At 48.0% G+C, this 15930-nt stretch carries 16 protein-coding genes; 9 read left to right on the top strand and 7 right to left on the bottom strand.

The genetic code is table 11. The annotated features are described in order from the left end of the window. Positions 1-511 precede the first annotated feature (511 nt). The 7 genes from P6910_RS23005 to P6910_RS22975 all read left to right on the top strand — a co-directional run bounded on the left by P6910_RS23005 (position 512) and on the right by P6910_RS22975 (position 10512). Positions 512-1738 (top strand): hypothetical protein, encoded by a 1227-nt coding sequence (locus tag P6910_RS23005; protein WP_317143586.1) that lies wholly within the window; start codon positions 512-514, stop codon positions 1736-1738. 188 nt (positions 1739-1926) lie between these two features. Next, positions 1927-3225: a hypothetical protein gene (locus P6910_RS23000; RefSeq protein ID WP_317143585.1), complete on the top strand. Its 1299-nt coding sequence runs from the start codon at positions 1927-1929 to the stop codon at positions 3223-3225. A gap of 188 nt (positions 3226-3413) precedes the next feature. Then, complete coding sequence (locus P6910_RS22995) at positions 3414-4661, top strand: hypothetical protein (protein ID WP_317143584.1); 1248 nt, start codon at positions 3414-3416, stop codon at positions 4659-4661. A 322-nt stretch (positions 4662-4983) separates the two neighbouring features. Continuing rightward, the gene (locus P6910_RS22990; RefSeq protein ID WP_317143583.1) at positions 4984-6147 is read left to right on the top strand and encodes a hypothetical protein; all 1164 of its coding nucleotides are present in this window, start codon (positions 4984-4986) and stop codon (positions 6145-6147) included. A gap of 209 nt (positions 6148-6356) precedes the next feature. After that, positions 6357-7649, top strand: coding sequence for a hypothetical protein (locus P6910_RS22985; RefSeq protein ID WP_317143582.1), 1293 nt, complete (start codon positions 6357-6359; stop codon positions 7647-7649). Between the two features lie 188 nt (positions 7650-7837). Further along, complete coding sequence (locus P6910_RS22980) at positions 7838-9052, top strand: hypothetical protein (protein WP_317143581.1); 1215 nt, start codon at positions 7838-7840, stop codon at positions 9050-9052. Between the two features lie 209 nt (positions 9053-9261). After that, a complete protein-coding gene (locus tag P6910_RS22975; protein ID WP_317143580.1) occupies positions 9262-10512 on the top strand; it encodes a hypothetical protein in 1251 nt (416 codons plus the stop codon). A 255-nt stretch (positions 10513-10767) separates the two neighbouring features. Here the strand turns inward: P6910_RS22975 and P6910_RS22970 are convergent, their stop codons facing one another. From P6910_RS22970 to P6910_RS22960, 3 genes are all read right to left on the bottom strand, one after another. Then, positions 10768-11121: a PIN domain-containing protein gene (locus P6910_RS22970; protein WP_317143579.1), complete on the bottom strand. Its 354-nt coding sequence runs from the start codon at positions 11119-11121 to the stop codon at positions 10768-10770. After that, positions 11118-11357, bottom strand: a complete 240-nt coding sequence (vapB, locus tag P6910_RS22965; protein WP_317143578.1) for a type II toxin-antitoxin system VapB family antitoxin — start codon at positions 11355-11357, stop codon at positions 11118-11120. Before vapB ends, P6910_RS22970 begins: the two co-directional genes overlap by 4 nt. A 145-nt stretch (positions 11358-11502) precedes the next feature. Further along, a complete protein-coding gene (locus P6910_RS22960; RefSeq protein ID WP_317143577.1) occupies positions 11503-11952 on the bottom strand; it encodes a hypothetical protein in 450 nt (149 codons plus the stop codon). A gap of 73 nt (positions 11953-12025) precedes the next feature. On the opposite strand from P6910_RS22960, the gene P6910_RS22955 reads away from it, so the two are divergent. Then, on the top strand, positions 12026-12457 hold the full coding sequence (locus P6910_RS22955) for a secondary thiamine-phosphate synthase enzyme YjbQ (protein ID WP_317143576.1): 432 nt from the start codon (positions 12026-12028) through the stop codon (positions 12455-12457). Between the two features lie 167 nt (positions 12458-12624). Beyond that, positions 12625-12870 (top strand): hypothetical protein, encoded by a 246-nt coding sequence (locus tag P6910_RS22950; protein WP_317143575.1) that lies wholly within the window; start codon positions 12625-12627, stop codon positions 12868-12870. A gap of 42 nt (positions 12871-12912) precedes the next feature. On the opposite strand, the gene selD is transcribed toward P6910_RS22950, so the two are convergent. The 4 genes from selD to P6910_RS22930 form a co-directional block, all read right to left on the bottom strand. Then, positions 12913-13965 carry a selenide, water dikinase SelD gene (gene selD, locus P6910_RS22945; RefSeq protein ID WP_317143574.1) on the bottom strand — a complete coding sequence of 351 codons (1053 nt, stop codon included), beginning with the start codon at positions 13963-13965 and terminating at the stop codon, positions 12913-12915. A gap of 183 nt (positions 13966-14148) precedes the next feature. Further along, positions 14149-14475 carry a hypothetical protein gene (locus tag P6910_RS22940; RefSeq protein WP_317143573.1) on the bottom strand — a complete coding sequence of 109 codons (327 nt, stop codon included), beginning with the start codon at positions 14473-14475 and terminating at the stop codon, positions 14149-14151. A gap of 216 nt (positions 14476-14691) precedes the next feature. Next, the gene (locus P6910_RS22935; protein ID WP_317143572.1) at positions 14692-15177 is read right to left on the bottom strand and encodes a hypothetical protein; all 486 of its coding nucleotides are present in this window, start codon (positions 15175-15177) and stop codon (positions 14692-14694) included. 217 nt (positions 15178-15394) lie between these two features. Next, positions 15395-15919 (bottom strand): DUF2878 domain-containing protein, encoded by a 525-nt coding sequence (locus P6910_RS22930; RefSeq protein WP_317143571.1) that lies wholly within the window; start codon positions 15917-15919, stop codon positions 15395-15397. Positions 15920-15930 lie beyond the last annotated feature (11 nt).

Here is a 15930-nt window from a genome sequence, read left to right as displayed (position 1 = left end):
AGTATCAGCAAATAGGGTCAGCAAGGTCAGATCACCAAGTGAAGAATCCAAAGCCGGAATTCTGGAGAGTGGTTATGGGCATTGCAAAGGGCCGGTCTATTGCGGGTTTGCTTATCCTGTTGGCTGCAAGCTTTTTACAGGCAGTTGCTCAAACGTCTGTTACTGCCCAACCAACAGCGTCTGGTAATCGTGAAAGATATCACGGATTTGTCCCCCGAATTATGATCCTTTCCGATGTTTGAGACATAAAAAGTCACCACTGACAGTGAGCTGGCCACTTAACCGGACATCACCGGATAATACCCGCTGCAGCCGTCGTAAAAAACTAATGCCCAATGCTTCAGGTATTAAAGACAGGAAACCCAAGGGCATTTATTTGTCCTTGACGGAGTTCGGCTCAAGTGTGTTAGCTGCTTTATCTCCACCGCACTTTATAGTTGAGGGTTTTGTCATCCATGGCTTCGTTTAGGGTCTATATTTCCCGTTCATTAACTGTATCTGGCAAATCACCATGAGAAAGTCATTCAACCTGTTTCTGTTACTTTTGTGTTTGCTTTGTGCGACGGCACAGGCCAGACCCCCCTCACAAAATGATTTTGATTTTCTTAGGTCTTTCAATGACACCGCACTGGTGGCAAACGGGCTTGAGTTAACGGGAAGCATTGCAGGAGTCTCTTTGTCTACCCTGTTAAACATGGGTATATGGTGGGGTGTATGTAAAACAGCAGGAATAGTGACCGGACTTTCAAGCACATATGATCTGGCTGAATCGGATACAAAGGAGTTGGGGAAGTTGAAAACGGATTTCTGTTTGCAGCTGGCTCCCCTGGTGACCTCCGCCGAAGTGGCGCTGGCCGGGCATGTATCTCCCTGGCCCCTGGAGCAGCGCTGGTGGAAACCCCTGTATTTTGCCGGTGCAGGAATGGCAGCCTATGCCACTGTTACGAAAGCGAGGCAGCACGTACCTGTCGCAGTCTTGATCTACCTCGCGTCCGAAGCGGTATCAAGAACTGGAGCCAGCGCTATTTCGACATTAGCTTTAAGAAAAATGAGCGTAAGGGATATGGTAACTGAATGGTATGCGGCTGGGGAATACGCAGTATTGTCTTTGATTAATGGGTTTATGGCAGGCGCTGTCGTCTATGAAGCCATGATCCATAAAGGTCACAGGCCAGCAAAAGCGATTCTTGCTTCTGTTGTCAGCGCAGCGATTACGGGTACCCTCTCGGGAATTATTTCATTGTTAACAATTGATGTGGGCGGAGAGGCAGTGGCCAAAGCCGGGGTTGGAGTTCTAGCCGGAGCTGTAGCCGGAGTAGGAGTCGGACTCGGAGCAGGAGCAGGAGCAGGAGCAGGATTAGGAGCCGGAGCCACAGCCACAGTCACAGTCACAGCCGCGGCCGCAGCCACAGCCACAGCCGCAGCCACAGCTCCAGCCGCGTCTCCAGTCGGATTCAGAGCGAGACTTGCAGCCCTGGTTGGAGCCGAAGTTGGATCTTTTACCTTTGGCGGAGTCGCAGCCTTGCTTATGTTGGGCAGTGCTAAGATAACCTCAAACAACCCGCTTATTAAAGCCGGTATCACTCTGGTGCCTGCGTTGACTTTCGCTGTTATCAATAGTCTTTCAAACTACGCCATTTATGGCTATCCACTGGAAGAAGGCTTTTCAGAGACCGGCTGGACTCAGTGGAAAAAGTTCTATGCGCCCCTGGATTATCTCTCGACTCTGTTTAGATGACAGACACTCGAAGTGCCCCTGAGACTAACAGGAAGTAAACCATCAGCCTTGCTGAGACCGCGGTAAAAGAAGCTCAGTATGTGTTAGCTGCCTTATTTGCACTGCACGTTGTAGTTAAGGATTTTGTCATCAAAGGCTCCGTTTAGGGTCTATATTTCCGGTTCAGTAACTGCATCTGGCAAATCACCATGAGAATGTCATTGAGCCTGTCTCCGTTATTTTTGTGTTTGCTTTATATGACGGCACAGGCCAGACCTCCCTCACAAAGTGATTTTGATTTTCTAGAGCCTTTTAATGACACCGCACTGGTGGCAAACGGGCTTGAGTTAACGGGAAGCATTGCTGGATTCTCTCTGTCTACCCTGCTCAATATAGGGATATGGTGGGGTGTATGTAAAACAGCGGTAATAGTCTCAAGCACACATGATCTGGATGAATCGGAAACAAAGGAGCTGGAGAAGTTTAAAACGGATTTCTGTTTGCATCTGGCCCCCCTAATGACCACCACCGAAGTAGCGCTGGCCGGGCATGTTTCTCCCTGGCCCCTGGAACAGCGCTGGTGGAAACCCCTGTATTTTGCCGGTGCAGGAATGGCAGCTTACGCCACTACCACGAAAATGATAGAGCAGCTATATACCGCAGTCCTGATCTATCCCCCGTCCGGAGCGGAATCAAGAACTGGATCCAGTGCTGTTTCGGAGTCAATTCTAAGAAAAATGGCCGTAAGTGCTATTGCAACTAAATGGTATGCGACTGCGGAATACACAACTGTCGCAGTCCTGATCTATCTTGCGTCCGAAGCGTTATCAACAACCGCAGCTAGCGCCATTTCGGTGTTAATTCTAAGAAAAATGAGCGTAAAGGGTATTGCAACTGAATGGAATGCGGTTCGGGAATACGCAATATTGTCTGTGATTAATGGGTTTATGGCAGGCGCTGTCGTCTATGAAGCTTTGATCCATAAAGGCTTCAGGTCAGAAAAAGCGATTCTTGCTGCTTTTGTCAGCGCAGCAATTGCGGGTACCCTCTCGGGAATTATTTCATTGTCAACAATTGATGTGGACGGACAGACAAAGGCTGTAGCCGGAGTCGGAATTCTAGCCGGAATTCTGGCATTTGGAGCCAGTGTCGGAGTGGGAGCTGCAGACGTAGCGTTTGCCAGAGTTTTAGTCGGAACCATGGTTGTAGCCTCAGCCTCAGCCCCAGCAGGAGTTGCTCACGGGGCCACGGCTGTAGCCCTGGCCGGAGCTATCTCAGGTGGAGTTGCAGCTTTGCTTATGTTGGGCAGTTGGAAGATAACCCCAAACAACCCGTTTATCAAAGCCGGTGTCACTCTGGGGCCTGTGTTGACTTTCGCTGTTATCAATAGTCTTTCAAACTATGCAGTTTATGGCTATCCGCTGGAAGAAGGCTTTTCAGAGACCGGCTGGACTCAGTGGAAAAAGTTCTATGTGCCCCTGGATTATCTCTCGACTCTGTTTAGATGACAGACACTCGAAGTGCCCCTGAGACTAACAGGAAGTAAACCATCAGCCTTGCTGAGACCGCGGTAAAAGAACCTTAGTATGTGTTAGCTGCCTTATTTGCACTGCACGTTGTAGTTAAGGATTTTGTCATCCATAGCTCTGTTAAAGGTCTATATTTCCGGTTCAGTAGCTGCATCTGGAAAATCGCCATGAGAAAGTCATTCAACCTGTTTCCGTTACTTTTGTGTTTGCTTTATACGACGGCAAAGGCTAGTCCCCCCTTACAAAATGATTTTGATTTTCTTGAGCCTTTAAATGACACCGCACTGGTGGCAAACGGGCTTGAGTTAACGGGAAGCATTGCAGGATTCTCTTTGTCTACCCTGCTCAACCTGGGCATATGGTGGGGCGTATGTAAAACAGCGGGAATAGTCTCCGGGCTTTCAAGTAAATATGATCTGGCTGAATCGGATACAAAGGAACTGGAGAAGTTGAAAACGGATTTTTGTTTGCAGCTGGCTCCCGTGATGACTGCCACCGAGGTGGCGCTGGCCGGGCATGTGTCTCCCTGGCCCCTGAAACAGTGCTTCTGGAAACCTCTGTATTTTACCGGTGCAGGAATGGCAGTTTACGGCGCTTTTACGAAAACGAGGGAGCAGGTACCTGTCGTAGTCTTGACCTACCTTGCGTCCGAAGCGGTATCAAGAACCGGAGCCGGCGCTATTTCGACGTTAATTCTAAGAAAAATGAGCGTAAGGGATATTGCAACTGAATGGTATGCGGCTGGGGAATACGCAATATTGTCTGTGGTTAATGGGCTTATGGTAGGGGATATCGCCTATGAAATCATGATCTATAAGGGCTTCAGGCCAGCAAAAGCGACTCTTGCTTCTGTTGTCAGCGCAGCGATTGCAGGTACCCTCTCGGGAATTTATTCAGGGTTAATAATTGATGTGGACGAACAGACAAAGCCCGGGGTTGTTAGTGAAGCTGGAGCCATAACCGGAGCTGTAAGCGGAGCAGTAATCGGAATCGGAGCGGTAACCGGAGCTTTAACCAGAACCAGAGCTATCGGAGCTTTTCCCGGAGCTATAACCGGAGCTTTATCCGGAGCCGTAGCCGGAGCCGGAGCCGGAGTCTTAGCCGGAACCATAGCCACAGCCGGACTCGGTGCCGGAGTCGGAGTCGGAGTCGGAGTTGGAGTTGGAGTTGGAGCCTCAGCCCTCGGCGGAGTTGGAGCCTCGCTTATGTTGGGTAGTTCGAAGATAACCTCAAGCAGCCCGTTTATCAAAGCCGGTGTCACTCTGGTAGCTGCATTGACTTTCGCTGTTATCAATAGTCTTTCAAACTACGCTGTTTATGGCTATCCACTGGAAGAAGGCTTTTCAGAGACCGGCTGGAATCAGTGGAAAAAGTTCTATGCGCCTCTTGATTATCTCTCGACTCTGTTCAACTGACAGGCTTAACTGTCAGCAATTGGATCAGCGGTGAACTCTGCCAGCTACCGGCAAACCAGGCAGAGGCGGGTCAGGTGTCGTTTGTTTGGGCGCCTTGATGCTTAATTTCTTCCCGAATGCCATGGTTTAAATCATCGTTAATCTTGACTTGGACTTGTTGGCCTGTTTCGACAAAGAGTTCAGGGTATTAAAAACCGTTCCCGATATCGGGGACACACTGGCTCTGTAGGGTCTACATTTCCCGTTCAGTAAATGTACTTGGCACATCACCATGAGAAAGTCATTCAACCTTTTTCCTTTACTTTTGTGTTTGCATTATACGATGGCGCAGGCCAGTCCTCCCTCACAAAATGATTTTGATTTTCTTGAGTCTTTTAATGACACCGCACTGGTGGCAAACGGACTTGAGTTAACGAAAAGCATTGCTGGAGTCTCTTTGTCTACCCTGCTCAATGTGGGTATATGGTGGGGTGTATGTAAAAGAGCGGGAATAGTCTTCGGGCATTCAAGCACTCATGATCTGACTGAATCGGATGCAAAGGAGTTTGAGAAGTTGAAAACGGATTTCTGTATGCAGCTGGCCCCTATGGTGACCACCACTGAAGTGGCTCTGGCCGGGCATGTGTCTCCCTGGCCCCTGGAACAGTGCTGGTGGAAACCCCTGTATTTTGCCGGTGCAGGAATGGCAGCTTATGCCAGTACTACGAAAACGAAGGGGCACTTACCTGTGGCAGTCTTGATCTACTTTGCGTCCGAAGCGATATCAAGAACTGGAGCCAGCACTTTTTCGGCGTTAGTTCTAACAAAAATGAACGTAAGGGATGCGGTAACTGAATGGTATGCGGCTGGGGAATACGCAATATTGTCTGTGATTAATGGGGTTATGGCAGGCGCTGTCGTCTATGAAGCGATGATCCGTAAAGGTTTCAGGCCAGCAAAAGCGATTCTTGCTTCTGTTGTCAGCGCAGCGATTGCGGGTACCCTCTCGGGTTTTATTTCATTATTACCAATTGATGTGGGCAAACCTGCAGAGGCCAAAGCCGGAATCGGAGTTCTGGCGGGAGCTCTGGCCGGAGCTGTAGCCGGAGCCGGATCAGTAGTCGGAACCGGAGCAGTAGTCGGAGCCGCAGCCAAAGCCACAGTCATAGCCGCAGCCATAGCCACAGCCACAGGTGCAGCCACAGCCGTAGCCACAGCCGATTTCAGAGCGGGAGTTGTAGCCGTAGCTGGAGGCATAGCTGGAGCTTTTACCTTTGGCGGAGTCGCAGCCTTGCTTATGTTGAGCAGTTCTAAGATAACCTCAAACAACCTGCTTATTAAAGCCGGTGTCACTCTGGTGCCTGCGTTGACTTTTGCTGTTATCAATAGTCTTTCAAACTACGCTGTTTATGGGTATCCACTGGAAGAAGGTTTTTCAGAGACCGGCTGGACTCAGTGGAAAAAATTCTATGCGCCCCTGGATTATCTCTCGACTCTGTTTAAGTGACAGGCTCAGCTTTCAAATCCATTTACTCGAAGTGTCCCTGAGGTTGACAGGAAGTAAACCAACAGGCAGTGGTGAGACCCAATAAGAGAGCCTCAATATGTGTTTGCTGCCATATCTGAACCGCGCACGTTGTAGTTAAGGATTTTGTCATCCATAGCTCTGTTTAGGGTCTATATTTCCCGTTCAGTAAGTGTATCTGGTAAGTCACCATGAGAAAGTCATTCAACCTGTTTCCTTTACTTTTGTGTTTTCTTTATACGACGGCAGAAGCCAGTCCCCCCCCACAAAATGATTTTGATTTTCTTGGGCCTTTAAATAATACCGCACTGGTGGCAAACGGGCTTGAGTTAACGGGAAGCATCGCAGGAGTCTCTTTGTCTACCCTGCTCAACCTCGGTATATGGTGGGGTGTATGCAAAACAGCGGGAATAGTCTCCGGGCTTTCAAGCACATATGATCTGACTGAATCGGATACAAAAGAGCTGGAGAAGTTGAAAACGGATTTCTGTTTGCAGCTGGCCCCCATGGTGACCATCACCGAAGTGGCTTTGGCTGGAAATCTATCTCCCTGGCCCCTGGAGCAGCGATGGTGGAAACCCTTGTATTTTGCGGGTGCAGGAATGGCAGCTTACGCCAGTGTTACGAAAACGAGGGAGCATGTTCCTGTCGCAGTTTTGACCTACCTTGCGTCCGAAGCGATATCAAGAACTGGAGCCAGCGCTATTTCGACGTTAATTCTAAGGAAAACGAACGTGGGGGATATTAAAGCTGAAAGGTATGCTGCGCGGGAATACTTAATATTTTCTGCGATTAATGGGGTTATGGCAGGCGCTGTCGTTTATGAAGCCATCATCTATAAAGGCCTTAGTCCAGCAAAAGCGACTCTTGCTTCTGTTGTCAGCTCAGCGATTGCGGGTACCCTCTCGGGAGTCATTTCAATGCTAACAATTGATGTGGACGCACAGACAGAGGCCCTGGCCATAATCGTAACTGGAGCCTTAGCCGGAATCGAAGCTGGAGCCATAGTCGGAATCGGAGCTGGAGTCTTAGCCTTAGGCTTAGCCAGATTCGGACCTGAAGTTACACCCACAGCCACAATCGAATCTGTAGTCAGAGCTGTTGCCGGAGGAGGAGCATGTGCAGGCACCGTAGTCGGAATTGGAGCCGGAGCCGGAGCCGTAGCCGGACTCGCAGCTGGAGCTGGAGCCTCAGCAGAAGTCAGTATTGGAATCGACGGCGGAATCGGAGCCGGAACCATTGCCTTAGGCGGATTCTCAGCCTTGCTTATGTTGGGCAGTTGGAAGATAACCCTAACCCCAAACAACCCGTTTATCAAAGCCGGTGTCACCCTCGTGCCTGCATTGACCTTCGCTCTTATCAATAGTCTTTCAAACTACGCCATTTATGGCTATCCACTGGAAGAAGGCTTTTCAGAGACCGGCTGGACTCAGTGGAAAAAGTTCTATGCGCCCCTGGATTATCTCTCGACTCTGTTTAGATGACAGACACTCGAAGTGCCCCTGAGACTAACAGGAAGTATACCATCAGCCTTGCTGAGACCGCGGTAAAAGAACCTCAGTATGTGTTAGCTGCCTTATTTGCACTGCACGTTGTAGTTAAGGATTTTGTCATTCATAGCTGTTTTTAGGGTCTATATTTCCCGTTCAGTAACTGCATCTGGCAAATCACCATGAGAAAGTCATTCCACCTTTTTTCGTTACTTTTGTGTTTGCTTTATACGATGGCACAGGCCAGATCCCCCTCACAAAATGATTTTAATTATCTTGAGACTTTTAATGACACCGCACTGGTGGCAAACGGGCTTGAGTTAACGGGAAGCATTGCTGCAGTCTCTTTGTCTACCCTGCTCAACCTGGGCATATGGTGGGGTGTATGTAAAACAGTGGGAATAGTCTCCGGGCTTTCAAGCGAATATGATCTGGCTGAATCGGATACAAAAGAGCTGGAGAAGTTGAAAACGGATTTTTGTTTGCAGTTGGCTCCCGTGATGACCTCCACCGAAGTGGCGCTGGCTGGGCGTGTGTCTCCCTGGCCCCTGGAACAGCGCTGGTGGAAACCCCTGTATTTTGCCGGTGCAGGAATGGCAGCTTACGCCGCTTTTACGGAAACGAGGGAGCAGGTACCTGTCGCAGTCTTGACCTACCTTACTTCCGAAGCGTTAACAAGAACTGGAGTCAGCGCGATTTCGGCGTTAGTTCTAAGAAAAATGAGCGTAAGGGATATGAAAGCTGAATGGTATGAGCTTGGGGAATACGCAATATTCTCTATGATGAATGGGATTATGGCAGGCGCTGTCGTCTATGAAGCCCTGATCCATAAAGACTTCAGGCCAGAAAAAGCGATTCTTGCTTCTGTTGTCAGCGCAGCAATTGTGGGTACCTTCTCGGGGATTATTTCATTCTTAACAATTGATACGGGCGGACGGAAAGAGGTCAAAGCCGGAATCGGAACTCTAGCCGGAACATTAGCTGGAGTAGGAGTCGGTTTAGGAGTCGGTGCAAGAGCCGCAGCCTCAGCTGCAGCCATAGCTGCAGCCATGGCCACAGCCACAGCCATAGCTGCAGCCACAGCTCCAGACATAATTGCAGCCACAGCAGGGTTAAGAGCGGGAGCTGTTGTCGTAGTTGGAGCCGGAGCTGGAGCTGTTAGCTTTGGCGAAGTCGTAGCCTTGCTTACGTTGCGCAGTTCTAAGATAACCTCAAACAACCTGCTTATTAAAGCCGGTGTCACTCTGGTGCCTGGGTTGACTTTTGCTGTTATCAATAGTCTTTCAAACTACGCTGTTTATGGCTATCCACTGGAAGAAGGTTTTTCAGAGACCGGCTGGACTCAGTGGAAAAAGTTCTATGCGCCCCTGGATTATCTCTCGACTCTGTTTAAATGACAGACTCAACTTTCAAATTCATTGACTCGAAGTGCCCCTGAAGTTAACAGGGAGTTGAACCATCAGGCCATGGTGAGACCTCGGTAACAGAGCCTTAATCTGTGTTTGCTGCCTTATTTGCACCGCACTTGGTAGTTAAGGATTTTGTCATCCATACCTCCATTTAGGGTCTATATTTCCGGTTCAGTAGCTGCATCTGGCAAATCACCATGAGAAAGTCATTTAACCTGTTTCCATTCCTTTTGTGTTTGTTTTATACGACGGCACAGGCCGGTCCCCCCTTACAAAATGATTTTGATTTTCTTGAGCCTTTAAATGACACCGCACTGGTGGCAAACGGGCTTGAGTTAACGGGAAGCATTGCAGGATTCTCTTTGTCTACCCTGCTCAACCTGGGCATATGGTGGGGCGTATGTAAAACAGCGGGAATAGTCTCCGGGCTTTCAAGCAAATATGATCTGGCTGAATCGGATACAAAGGAGCTGGAGAAGTTGAAAACGGATTTTTGCTTGCAGCTGGCCCCCGTGATGACCACCACCGAAGTGGCGCTGGCCGGGCATGTGTCTCCCTGGCCCTTGGAACAGCGCTGGTGGAAACCCCTGTATTTTGCTGGTGCAGGAATGGCAGCTTATGCCGCTATTGCGGAAACGAAGGAGATGATACCTGTCGCAGTCTTGATCTACCTTGCGTCCGGGGCGGTATCAAGCACTGGAGCCGGTGCTATTTCGGCGCTAACTCTAAGAAAAATGAGCGTGAGGAATATTTCAATCGAACGGTATGCGGCTTTGGAATACACATTATTGTCTGTGGCTAATGGAGCTGTTGCAGGGACTGTCGCTTATGAAGCCATGATCTATAAAGGCCTCAGTCCAGCAAAAGCCACTCTTGCTTCTGTTGTCAGCGCTGCGATTGCGGGTACCTTCTCGGGAATTGTATCAGTGTTAACAGTTGATGTCGGCGGACAAACACGGGCCGTAGCTGTAGCTGTAGCTGGAGCCGTAGCTATAACCGTAACCGGAGCCGGAGCTATAATCGGAGCATCATACGGACTCGGAGCCATAGCCGGAGCCATAGCCGGAACCGGAGCCATAGTCATAGTTGGAGCAGGAGCCTTAGCTGGAGCCATGACTGGGGCCGGAGCCAGTGTTTTAGACGGAGCCGAAGCCGGAGCCAATGTTTTAGACGGAGTCGGAGCCGCATCCCTGGCCGGAGCTGGAGCCTCAGTCCTGGGCGGAGTCGGAGCCTCGCTTACGCTGCACAGTTCGAAGATAACCTCAAACAACCTGTTTATCAAAGCCGGTGTCACTCTCGTGCCTGCGTTGACTTTTGCTGTTATTAATAGTCTTTCAAACTACGCCGTTTATGGTTATCCACTGGAAGAGGGCTTTTCAGAGACCGGCTGGACTCAGTGGAAAAAGTTCTATGCACCCCTGGATTATCTCTCGACTCTGTTTAACTAATAGACTCAACTTTCGGAAATTGAATCAGCGGTGAACTCTGGCAGTTGACGCCAGGCTGGGCGAAGGAACTTCAAGCGTCGTTTATTTGCCATAATATGGCTGTTTTTCTTATGACAATCGAAGCTGTAACGCTGCTTAGGCCCTCGTTAAATCAGAACTGAAATTGTCTCAATACAGTATTACCGACAGCTTTTGGCTCTTGTTTCAAAACAGGCATCTCTTCTTCACCACTTTTGTGATCGACGCTTTCGTAAATCAGTTTGAACTCAATGGCCTCTTTCTGCTGGTTTTTTGTGTTTTTACATTGCTCCAGTCTTCCACGAGCAGAGAGGGTACTCTGGCGAATTCACGGATATTGGCTGAGTGATCGGCGGCTTTTTCATCAAAGGGCAAAATGGACACCCTCGTAAGAAACTCGTTCAGCATTATGATTTTGGTCTGCTTTCGTTTTTCGCTGTATGAGTTATAAACACCGTACATCAGCTCATCATAGGTGATTGAGGAAATGAACATATCACCATTGTGGCTGGTTATCTTTTGGCGTACTTGCCTGGGGTCGTCTTTTTGCATAGCAAAGATAACCATGTTGGTATCCAGCATATATTTCATTCGCCCCAATCCCCCAGATCTCTGGCCTGCATGTCGGGTTGAGGCTGACGCTCGAACTCAACAGCGTTTTCATCAACCATCTGAAAGAATGAGTCCCAGTCTCCTTTTATCGGAGTGATCAGTATAGATTCACCACGTTTGGAGATCCTGACACGATTTGTGCCCTCTGGTAGCTCAAGCTCTTTAGGGATTCTGACTGCCTGTGAACGGTTGTTTCTAAATACACTGGTTTCCATGGTTAGTCGTGTATATATATTTTGTATATCCAAAAATTAGGCTATAACAGCGGGTAGATCAATAAGTTCGCAGAGGTTGCCATCAATAGACGGCGCAACTATCGACGCCCCTGAGTTGAAAACTACTCTACTCCCCCTTCTTTCACTATTGCTTTGCCTGGTTTTCATCATGACATGAGTGGGTGGTGTAGAATTGGGCAGCTAATGGCAGGCTTAGCCGGAAGGCTTCATCTTCGAAGCTTCGGTCCAGATAATGCCTTTTAAACTCACTGTTTTTGATCGAGCCTTCTTCCAGCTGTCGGACATGCACCAGTTCATGAGCCATGGTGACTCTTATTTCACTGGGTTCGAGTCCTTCTGCCAACGCTATCAGGTACTTTTTCGGCCCGAGCGGTTTGGTAAAGCCCTTTATTTCGGGCTTATCCATTTTTTGTGTCAGATGAACAATAGTGACACCAATGACTCCCAGTTCTTCCATGTAGAAAGCCTGCATGTCCAGAAAGTCACAGCCAAAGTTATTCAAATCGTTGGCGTGAGACAATGCTGTCAGAAAAGAAAAAAGCAGTATGAGAGCAAACCAATATCTCTGAATCATTAAACAGGCCTGTTAAGCTTACCAAAAGGCTTCAATGCCCAATTCAGTTCGGCAAAACACGAGAAGACTTGATATGAGCTGGTTTCAGAAACTGATTCAACTGTCGGAAAAAGACAGGGGCTTCCATCTCATTACTGATGAGCTGGAGTCAAAGCTTCCCGAGCTTTCGCTCTATCAGGTGGGTCTGGCTCATATCTTTATTCAGCACACATCCGCATCCCTTACTCTGAATGAGAATACAGATCCGGATGTTCGTCATGATATGGAAACATTTTCCCTTCAAGCTATTCCGGACAGTGCCGACTACTATCGCCATGTTCTTGAGGGTGCTGATGATATGCCAGCCCATATAAAATCAAGCTTGTGGGGTGCCAGTGTGATGATACCTGTTACCAAGGGCCGATTTAATCTGGGAACCTGGCAGGGGCTCTGGTTGGGAGAGCACAAACAGCGCGGAGGAAAACGTCGCTTGATTGTGACTTTACAAGGTCATCTATATAGGTAATTATAATTTCATTGGTCTTTTTTAACAGCAGTATATCAATGGAGGACTCAAACCGACTGGCGTTTTATCAACGCTGGACTATAACTAAAAAAAATCGGAACTAAAGTCTTAAAATATGGGTTGGAGCACAGATTGCTCCATTGGCCAGTATCCAAGAGGAAATAGCTATGGCAAGGAAAACGCCGAAAAAAGCTGCTGCTGGTTTTGACGGGGTTGATATCAGTTATCTGGGGAGTCGAGACGAACCCGCTGATCAACGCACAGTCGAATCCCGGAAAAAACTCAGAGAGAGCCTCAACGCTCAGGTAGAGGCCTTTCTTAACTCCGGTGGTGAAATTGAAGAGGTCCCATCAAACGTCACTGCTGATCCGCCCAAAAAACCTTCGAGCGAATACGGTAACCGTACAATTTAACCCGTTTTTTAAGCCCGACACTGTCGGGCTTTTTTTGGCCTCTTATATCTGAACCCTCACCAAAGGGCCCTCTGAATATTCTTCCAGTTCACCAATAGGCTCCAGTGAAAGACCATGCTGCCGGGTGATGGCCAGAAACGCTTCTTCACTCTCCCTGTCCACAGTGACCAATAAGCCACCACTGGTCTGAGGATCACACAGGAGTTGTTTTTGCTCTTCTGTGATGACTCCAGCCTTATGTCCATAACTGTCAAAATTACGTGCAGTACCACCCGGAATGCAACCTTGTAGTTGGTATTCACTGACCTGGGGGATTAGTGGAAGAGTGCTCATCCTGATATTGGCCGCTACTTTGCTGCCTTCACAGACTTCAATCAGATGACCCAGCAGGCCAAATCCTGTGACATCGGTCATGGCACTGATACCCGGTAACTGGGCCAGTTCTGAGCCAATCTTGTTAAGTGTACACATGGCATCACGAGCCAGGTGGCTGTGTTCATCCTTGAGCAGCTTTTTCTTCTGGGCTGTGGTGAGAATACCGACACCAAGAGGCTTGGTGAGGTAAAGCTTGCTACCTGCGCGGGCCTGGTTATTGCGTTTGAGATGCTCCAGCGGTACTTTGCCGGTGACCGCCAGTCCGAAAATAGGTTCCGGTGCATCAATGCTGTGCCCACCTGCCAAAGGAATACCGGCATCAGCACAGGCCTGACGACCGCCATCGACAACTTTTGCGGCAATTTCAGGAGGCAGCCTATTCACTGGCCAGCCCAGAATGGCAATAGCCATCATGGGCTTACCTCCCATGGCGTAGATATCACTGATCGCATTGGTGGCAGCGATTCGTCCAAAGTCGAAGGGGTCATCCACTATAGGCATGAAAAAGTCAGTGGTGCTGATCACGCCTTCACCATTTCCGAGGTCAAAAACAGCGGCATCGTCCTTGCTGGAGTTGCCGACAATCAGTCCGGGGAATTCAGGCAGCTGAAGGTTGGTTTTTAGAATACCATCGAGAATTTGTGGCGATATTTTGCAGCCGCAACCTGCGCCATGGCTGTATTCAGTCAGCTTGATGTTGTTGATGTCTGGGGAGATCATTAAAATGCTCAAGAGAGATAAAACGGAAAAATCATGTACTTTAGCACTAAAAGTTGCAGAAGCAAGCAGGTGAGGGCCGGAGTCCCGGGAATCAATGCCAGATAACAGGCTACCAGGTTGTTAGTGCTGTCATTATTCTTTAGATGGGGATTGTTTTAATTATCGTTCTTTTATGCTTTGTTGCTAATTAATGGGTGTCATTACCGGCAGAATTTGGTTAAGGTCATCTGGTTCAATATATCGAATAGATGAGTCCTGCTGAGTCAGGCTTTCAATATCCAGCGATGAATCGGAAAGAAAAACAATACCGCAGGATCCGAAGGGGCGTACCAATGATATCGTCACCTCTGAAGAGAGTTTGTCCAGCTTTTCGATCAGTAGTTCTGTTTCGCAGCTTTTAACAATGCCTGAGTCAAATACGGCGACCCAGCGATGAGTATATTGACTGAATTCTGAATATGAGAAGAGTGATAGTGAAGCAGTGAAGAAAAGCAGGAGTAAACGATTCATTTTTTTCCTTTCAAAGAGCTAGATGGCAGAAAAATCTATGTTACTAATTCAGTATTTTCGGAGAAAGAAAGCTCTGCCTGTTTTTATTAAGTGATAGCAGATGTTTTTTACCTGTCCGGAAATAAAAAGAAAGGAGCCTTTTGTTATGAATTGTTCAAAACAGGCTCCGGTTCTCATTATTGTTGCTGGACGTTTCATGATAAATGAAAGGGTGCTTTAGTCATCAAGCTCAGAGAAAATCAGTTGTTTATAGGCAAAGACGATTTTGATTGAAGGTCTTTTCAGAATCTTTTGAATCCAGAAGCTGAACCACTGTGGTGCATTCATATCCTCTTCTTCATAATCGAACACTATCGGCAGGTATTCAACGGGGTGGATCGTGCCTTCGTCATCAATGACCGAGAAAAGTAAACCAGGTGGGTTAGCTATGCCGTCGTTGCTTAGCCAGGGCTGGCAGAAAAAGCTCATTTCAAGGTCCATCGACCAGAGCTTAAAGTTTTTACTGACAATCAGTTTGAAGCGAGCCTTGTTTTTGGTTTTTCCCTCGCTCGGTATGTATTCAAGAGGCTCTGCACGGGCCGGCATTTTTCGAACATTCAGGCCTTCTATGGGTTGAGTCCCGGACTCGAACCAGGACTTCATATCAGCTGCCTTTTGAGTCAGAAAGTTGCTGGCATTAACAGGGGGGGCTGAGACGGTCATCAAATACTTTCCTTTTTTATTTTCGCGCACTATGTCATCTAGAGCTCATCGCCCGGAAATGTTGTCAGGCTACACAGAAATGACGGCATATTACAATAGTTTATGTAACTAAAGTGATACTTTTGTGTAAGCGTATTTGAGAACAGGCTCTTTTCGAGCCTGTTTCTGTTGCAGAAATTCGATAGCAGTGATTTTTCAGACTCAATAACAGGTGAGATTACTTCGGGTTCTGGAGACGATATTTTTCCCACCAGACATCAGAGAATGTCAGGATAATATTAATAATTATTGTTGCGGATATTGAAAGAATAGCCACTGCCTGCCATGTGGGCAGGCAGGAAGAAACATAAGTGAACTGTAACAACAGGAAGTAATGTGCAGCAGTCAAATTAATAAGAAACAGGTTGCCTGTCAGTCTGCTTTTACCTACCCAACTCAGACTATGACGGATGGTCAGTCCCAGCATTATCCAGATACAAGCCAGCCATGACGGAAGAATTCGACTCTCACCGGAAAACTGAAGAACACTTATATTGCTCATCACACTGTCCAGGGCGCTACCGAGAATCAGGGTAATAAAGATAATCTCCCGCTCTTTTTTCCATGAGCCGTAGGTAGAGAAATGTACTATCAGAATGATGATTGTTGCTGCAATAGCCCAGGTTGATCGGGTTGTCATGCAGACCAGCCAGCCTGTCAAAGCCAGAGCACTGTTAAGCCAGAAAGTATTCAATTTTTTCATCTAAAAAACCA

It is taken from the genome of Endozoicomonas sp. 8E, from assembly GCF_032883915.1.
Lineage (GTDB): Bacteria > Pseudomonadota > Gammaproteobacteria > Pseudomonadales > Endozoicomonadaceae > Endozoicomonas_A.
The sequence above is the reverse complement of the archived record's forward strand: the minus strand, read 5'-3'. Positions and strand labels throughout refer to the sequence as shown.

What these genes read in the sequence shown, in the direction of transcription:
- P6910_RS23005 (WP_317143586.1), top strand. Translation starts at nt 512, where the DNA reads ATGAGAAAGTCATTCAACCTGTTTCTGTTACTTTTGTGTTTGCTTTGT.
- P6910_RS23000 (WP_317143585.1), top strand. Translation starts at nt 1,927, where the DNA reads ATGAGAATGTCATTGAGCCTGTCTCCGTTATTTTTGTGTTTGCTTTAT.
- P6910_RS22995 (WP_317143584.1), top strand. Translation starts at nt 3,414, where the DNA reads ATGAGAAAGTCATTCAACCTGTTTCCGTTACTTTTGTGTTTGCTTTAT.
- P6910_RS22990 (WP_317143583.1), top strand. Translation starts at nt 4,984, where the DNA reads ATGGCGCAGGCCAGTCCTCCCTCACAAAATGATTTTGATTTTCTTGAG.
- P6910_RS22985 (WP_317143582.1), top strand. Translation starts at nt 6,357, where the DNA reads ATGAGAAAGTCATTCAACCTGTTTCCTTTACTTTTGTGTTTTCTTTAT.
- P6910_RS22980 (WP_317143581.1), top strand. Translation starts at nt 7,838, where the DNA reads ATGAGAAAGTCATTCCACCTTTTTTCGTTACTTTTGTGTTTGCTTTAT.
- P6910_RS22975 (WP_317143580.1), top strand. Translation starts at nt 9,262, where the DNA reads ATGAGAAAGTCATTTAACCTGTTTCCATTCCTTTTGTGTTTGTTTTAT.
- P6910_RS22970 (WP_317143579.1), bottom strand. Translation starts at nt 11,121, where the DNA reads ATGAAATATATGCTGGATACCAACATGGTTATCTTTGCTATGCAAAAA.
- vapB (WP_317143578.1), bottom strand. Translation starts at nt 11,357, where the DNA reads ATGGAAACCAGTGTATTTAGAAACAACCGTTCACAGGCAGTCAGAATC.
- P6910_RS22960 (WP_317143577.1), bottom strand. Translation starts at nt 11,952, where the DNA reads ATGATTCAGAGATATTGGTTTGCTCTCATACTGCTTTTTTCTTTTCTG.
- P6910_RS22955 (WP_317143576.1), top strand. Translation starts at nt 12,026, where the DNA reads ATGAGCTGGTTTCAGAAACTGATTCAACTGTCGGAAAAAGACAGGGGC.
- P6910_RS22950 (WP_317143575.1), top strand. Translation starts at nt 12,625, where the DNA reads ATGGCAAGGAAAACGCCGAAAAAAGCTGCTGCTGGTTTTGACGGGGTT.
- selD (WP_317143574.1), bottom strand. Translation starts at nt 13,965, where the DNA reads ATGATCTCCCCAGACATCAACAACATCAAGCTGACTGAATACAGCCAT.
- P6910_RS22940 (WP_317143573.1), bottom strand. Translation starts at nt 14,475, where the DNA reads ATGAATCGTTTACTCCTGCTTTTCTTCACTGCTTCACTATCACTCTTC.
- P6910_RS22935 (WP_317143572.1), bottom strand. Translation starts at nt 15,177, where the DNA reads ATGACCGTCTCAGCCCCCCCTGTTAATGCCAGCAACTTTCTGACTCAA.
- P6910_RS22930 (WP_317143571.1), bottom strand. Translation starts at nt 15,919, where the DNA reads ATGAAAAAATTGAATACTTTCTGGCTTAACAGTGCTCTGGCTTTGACA.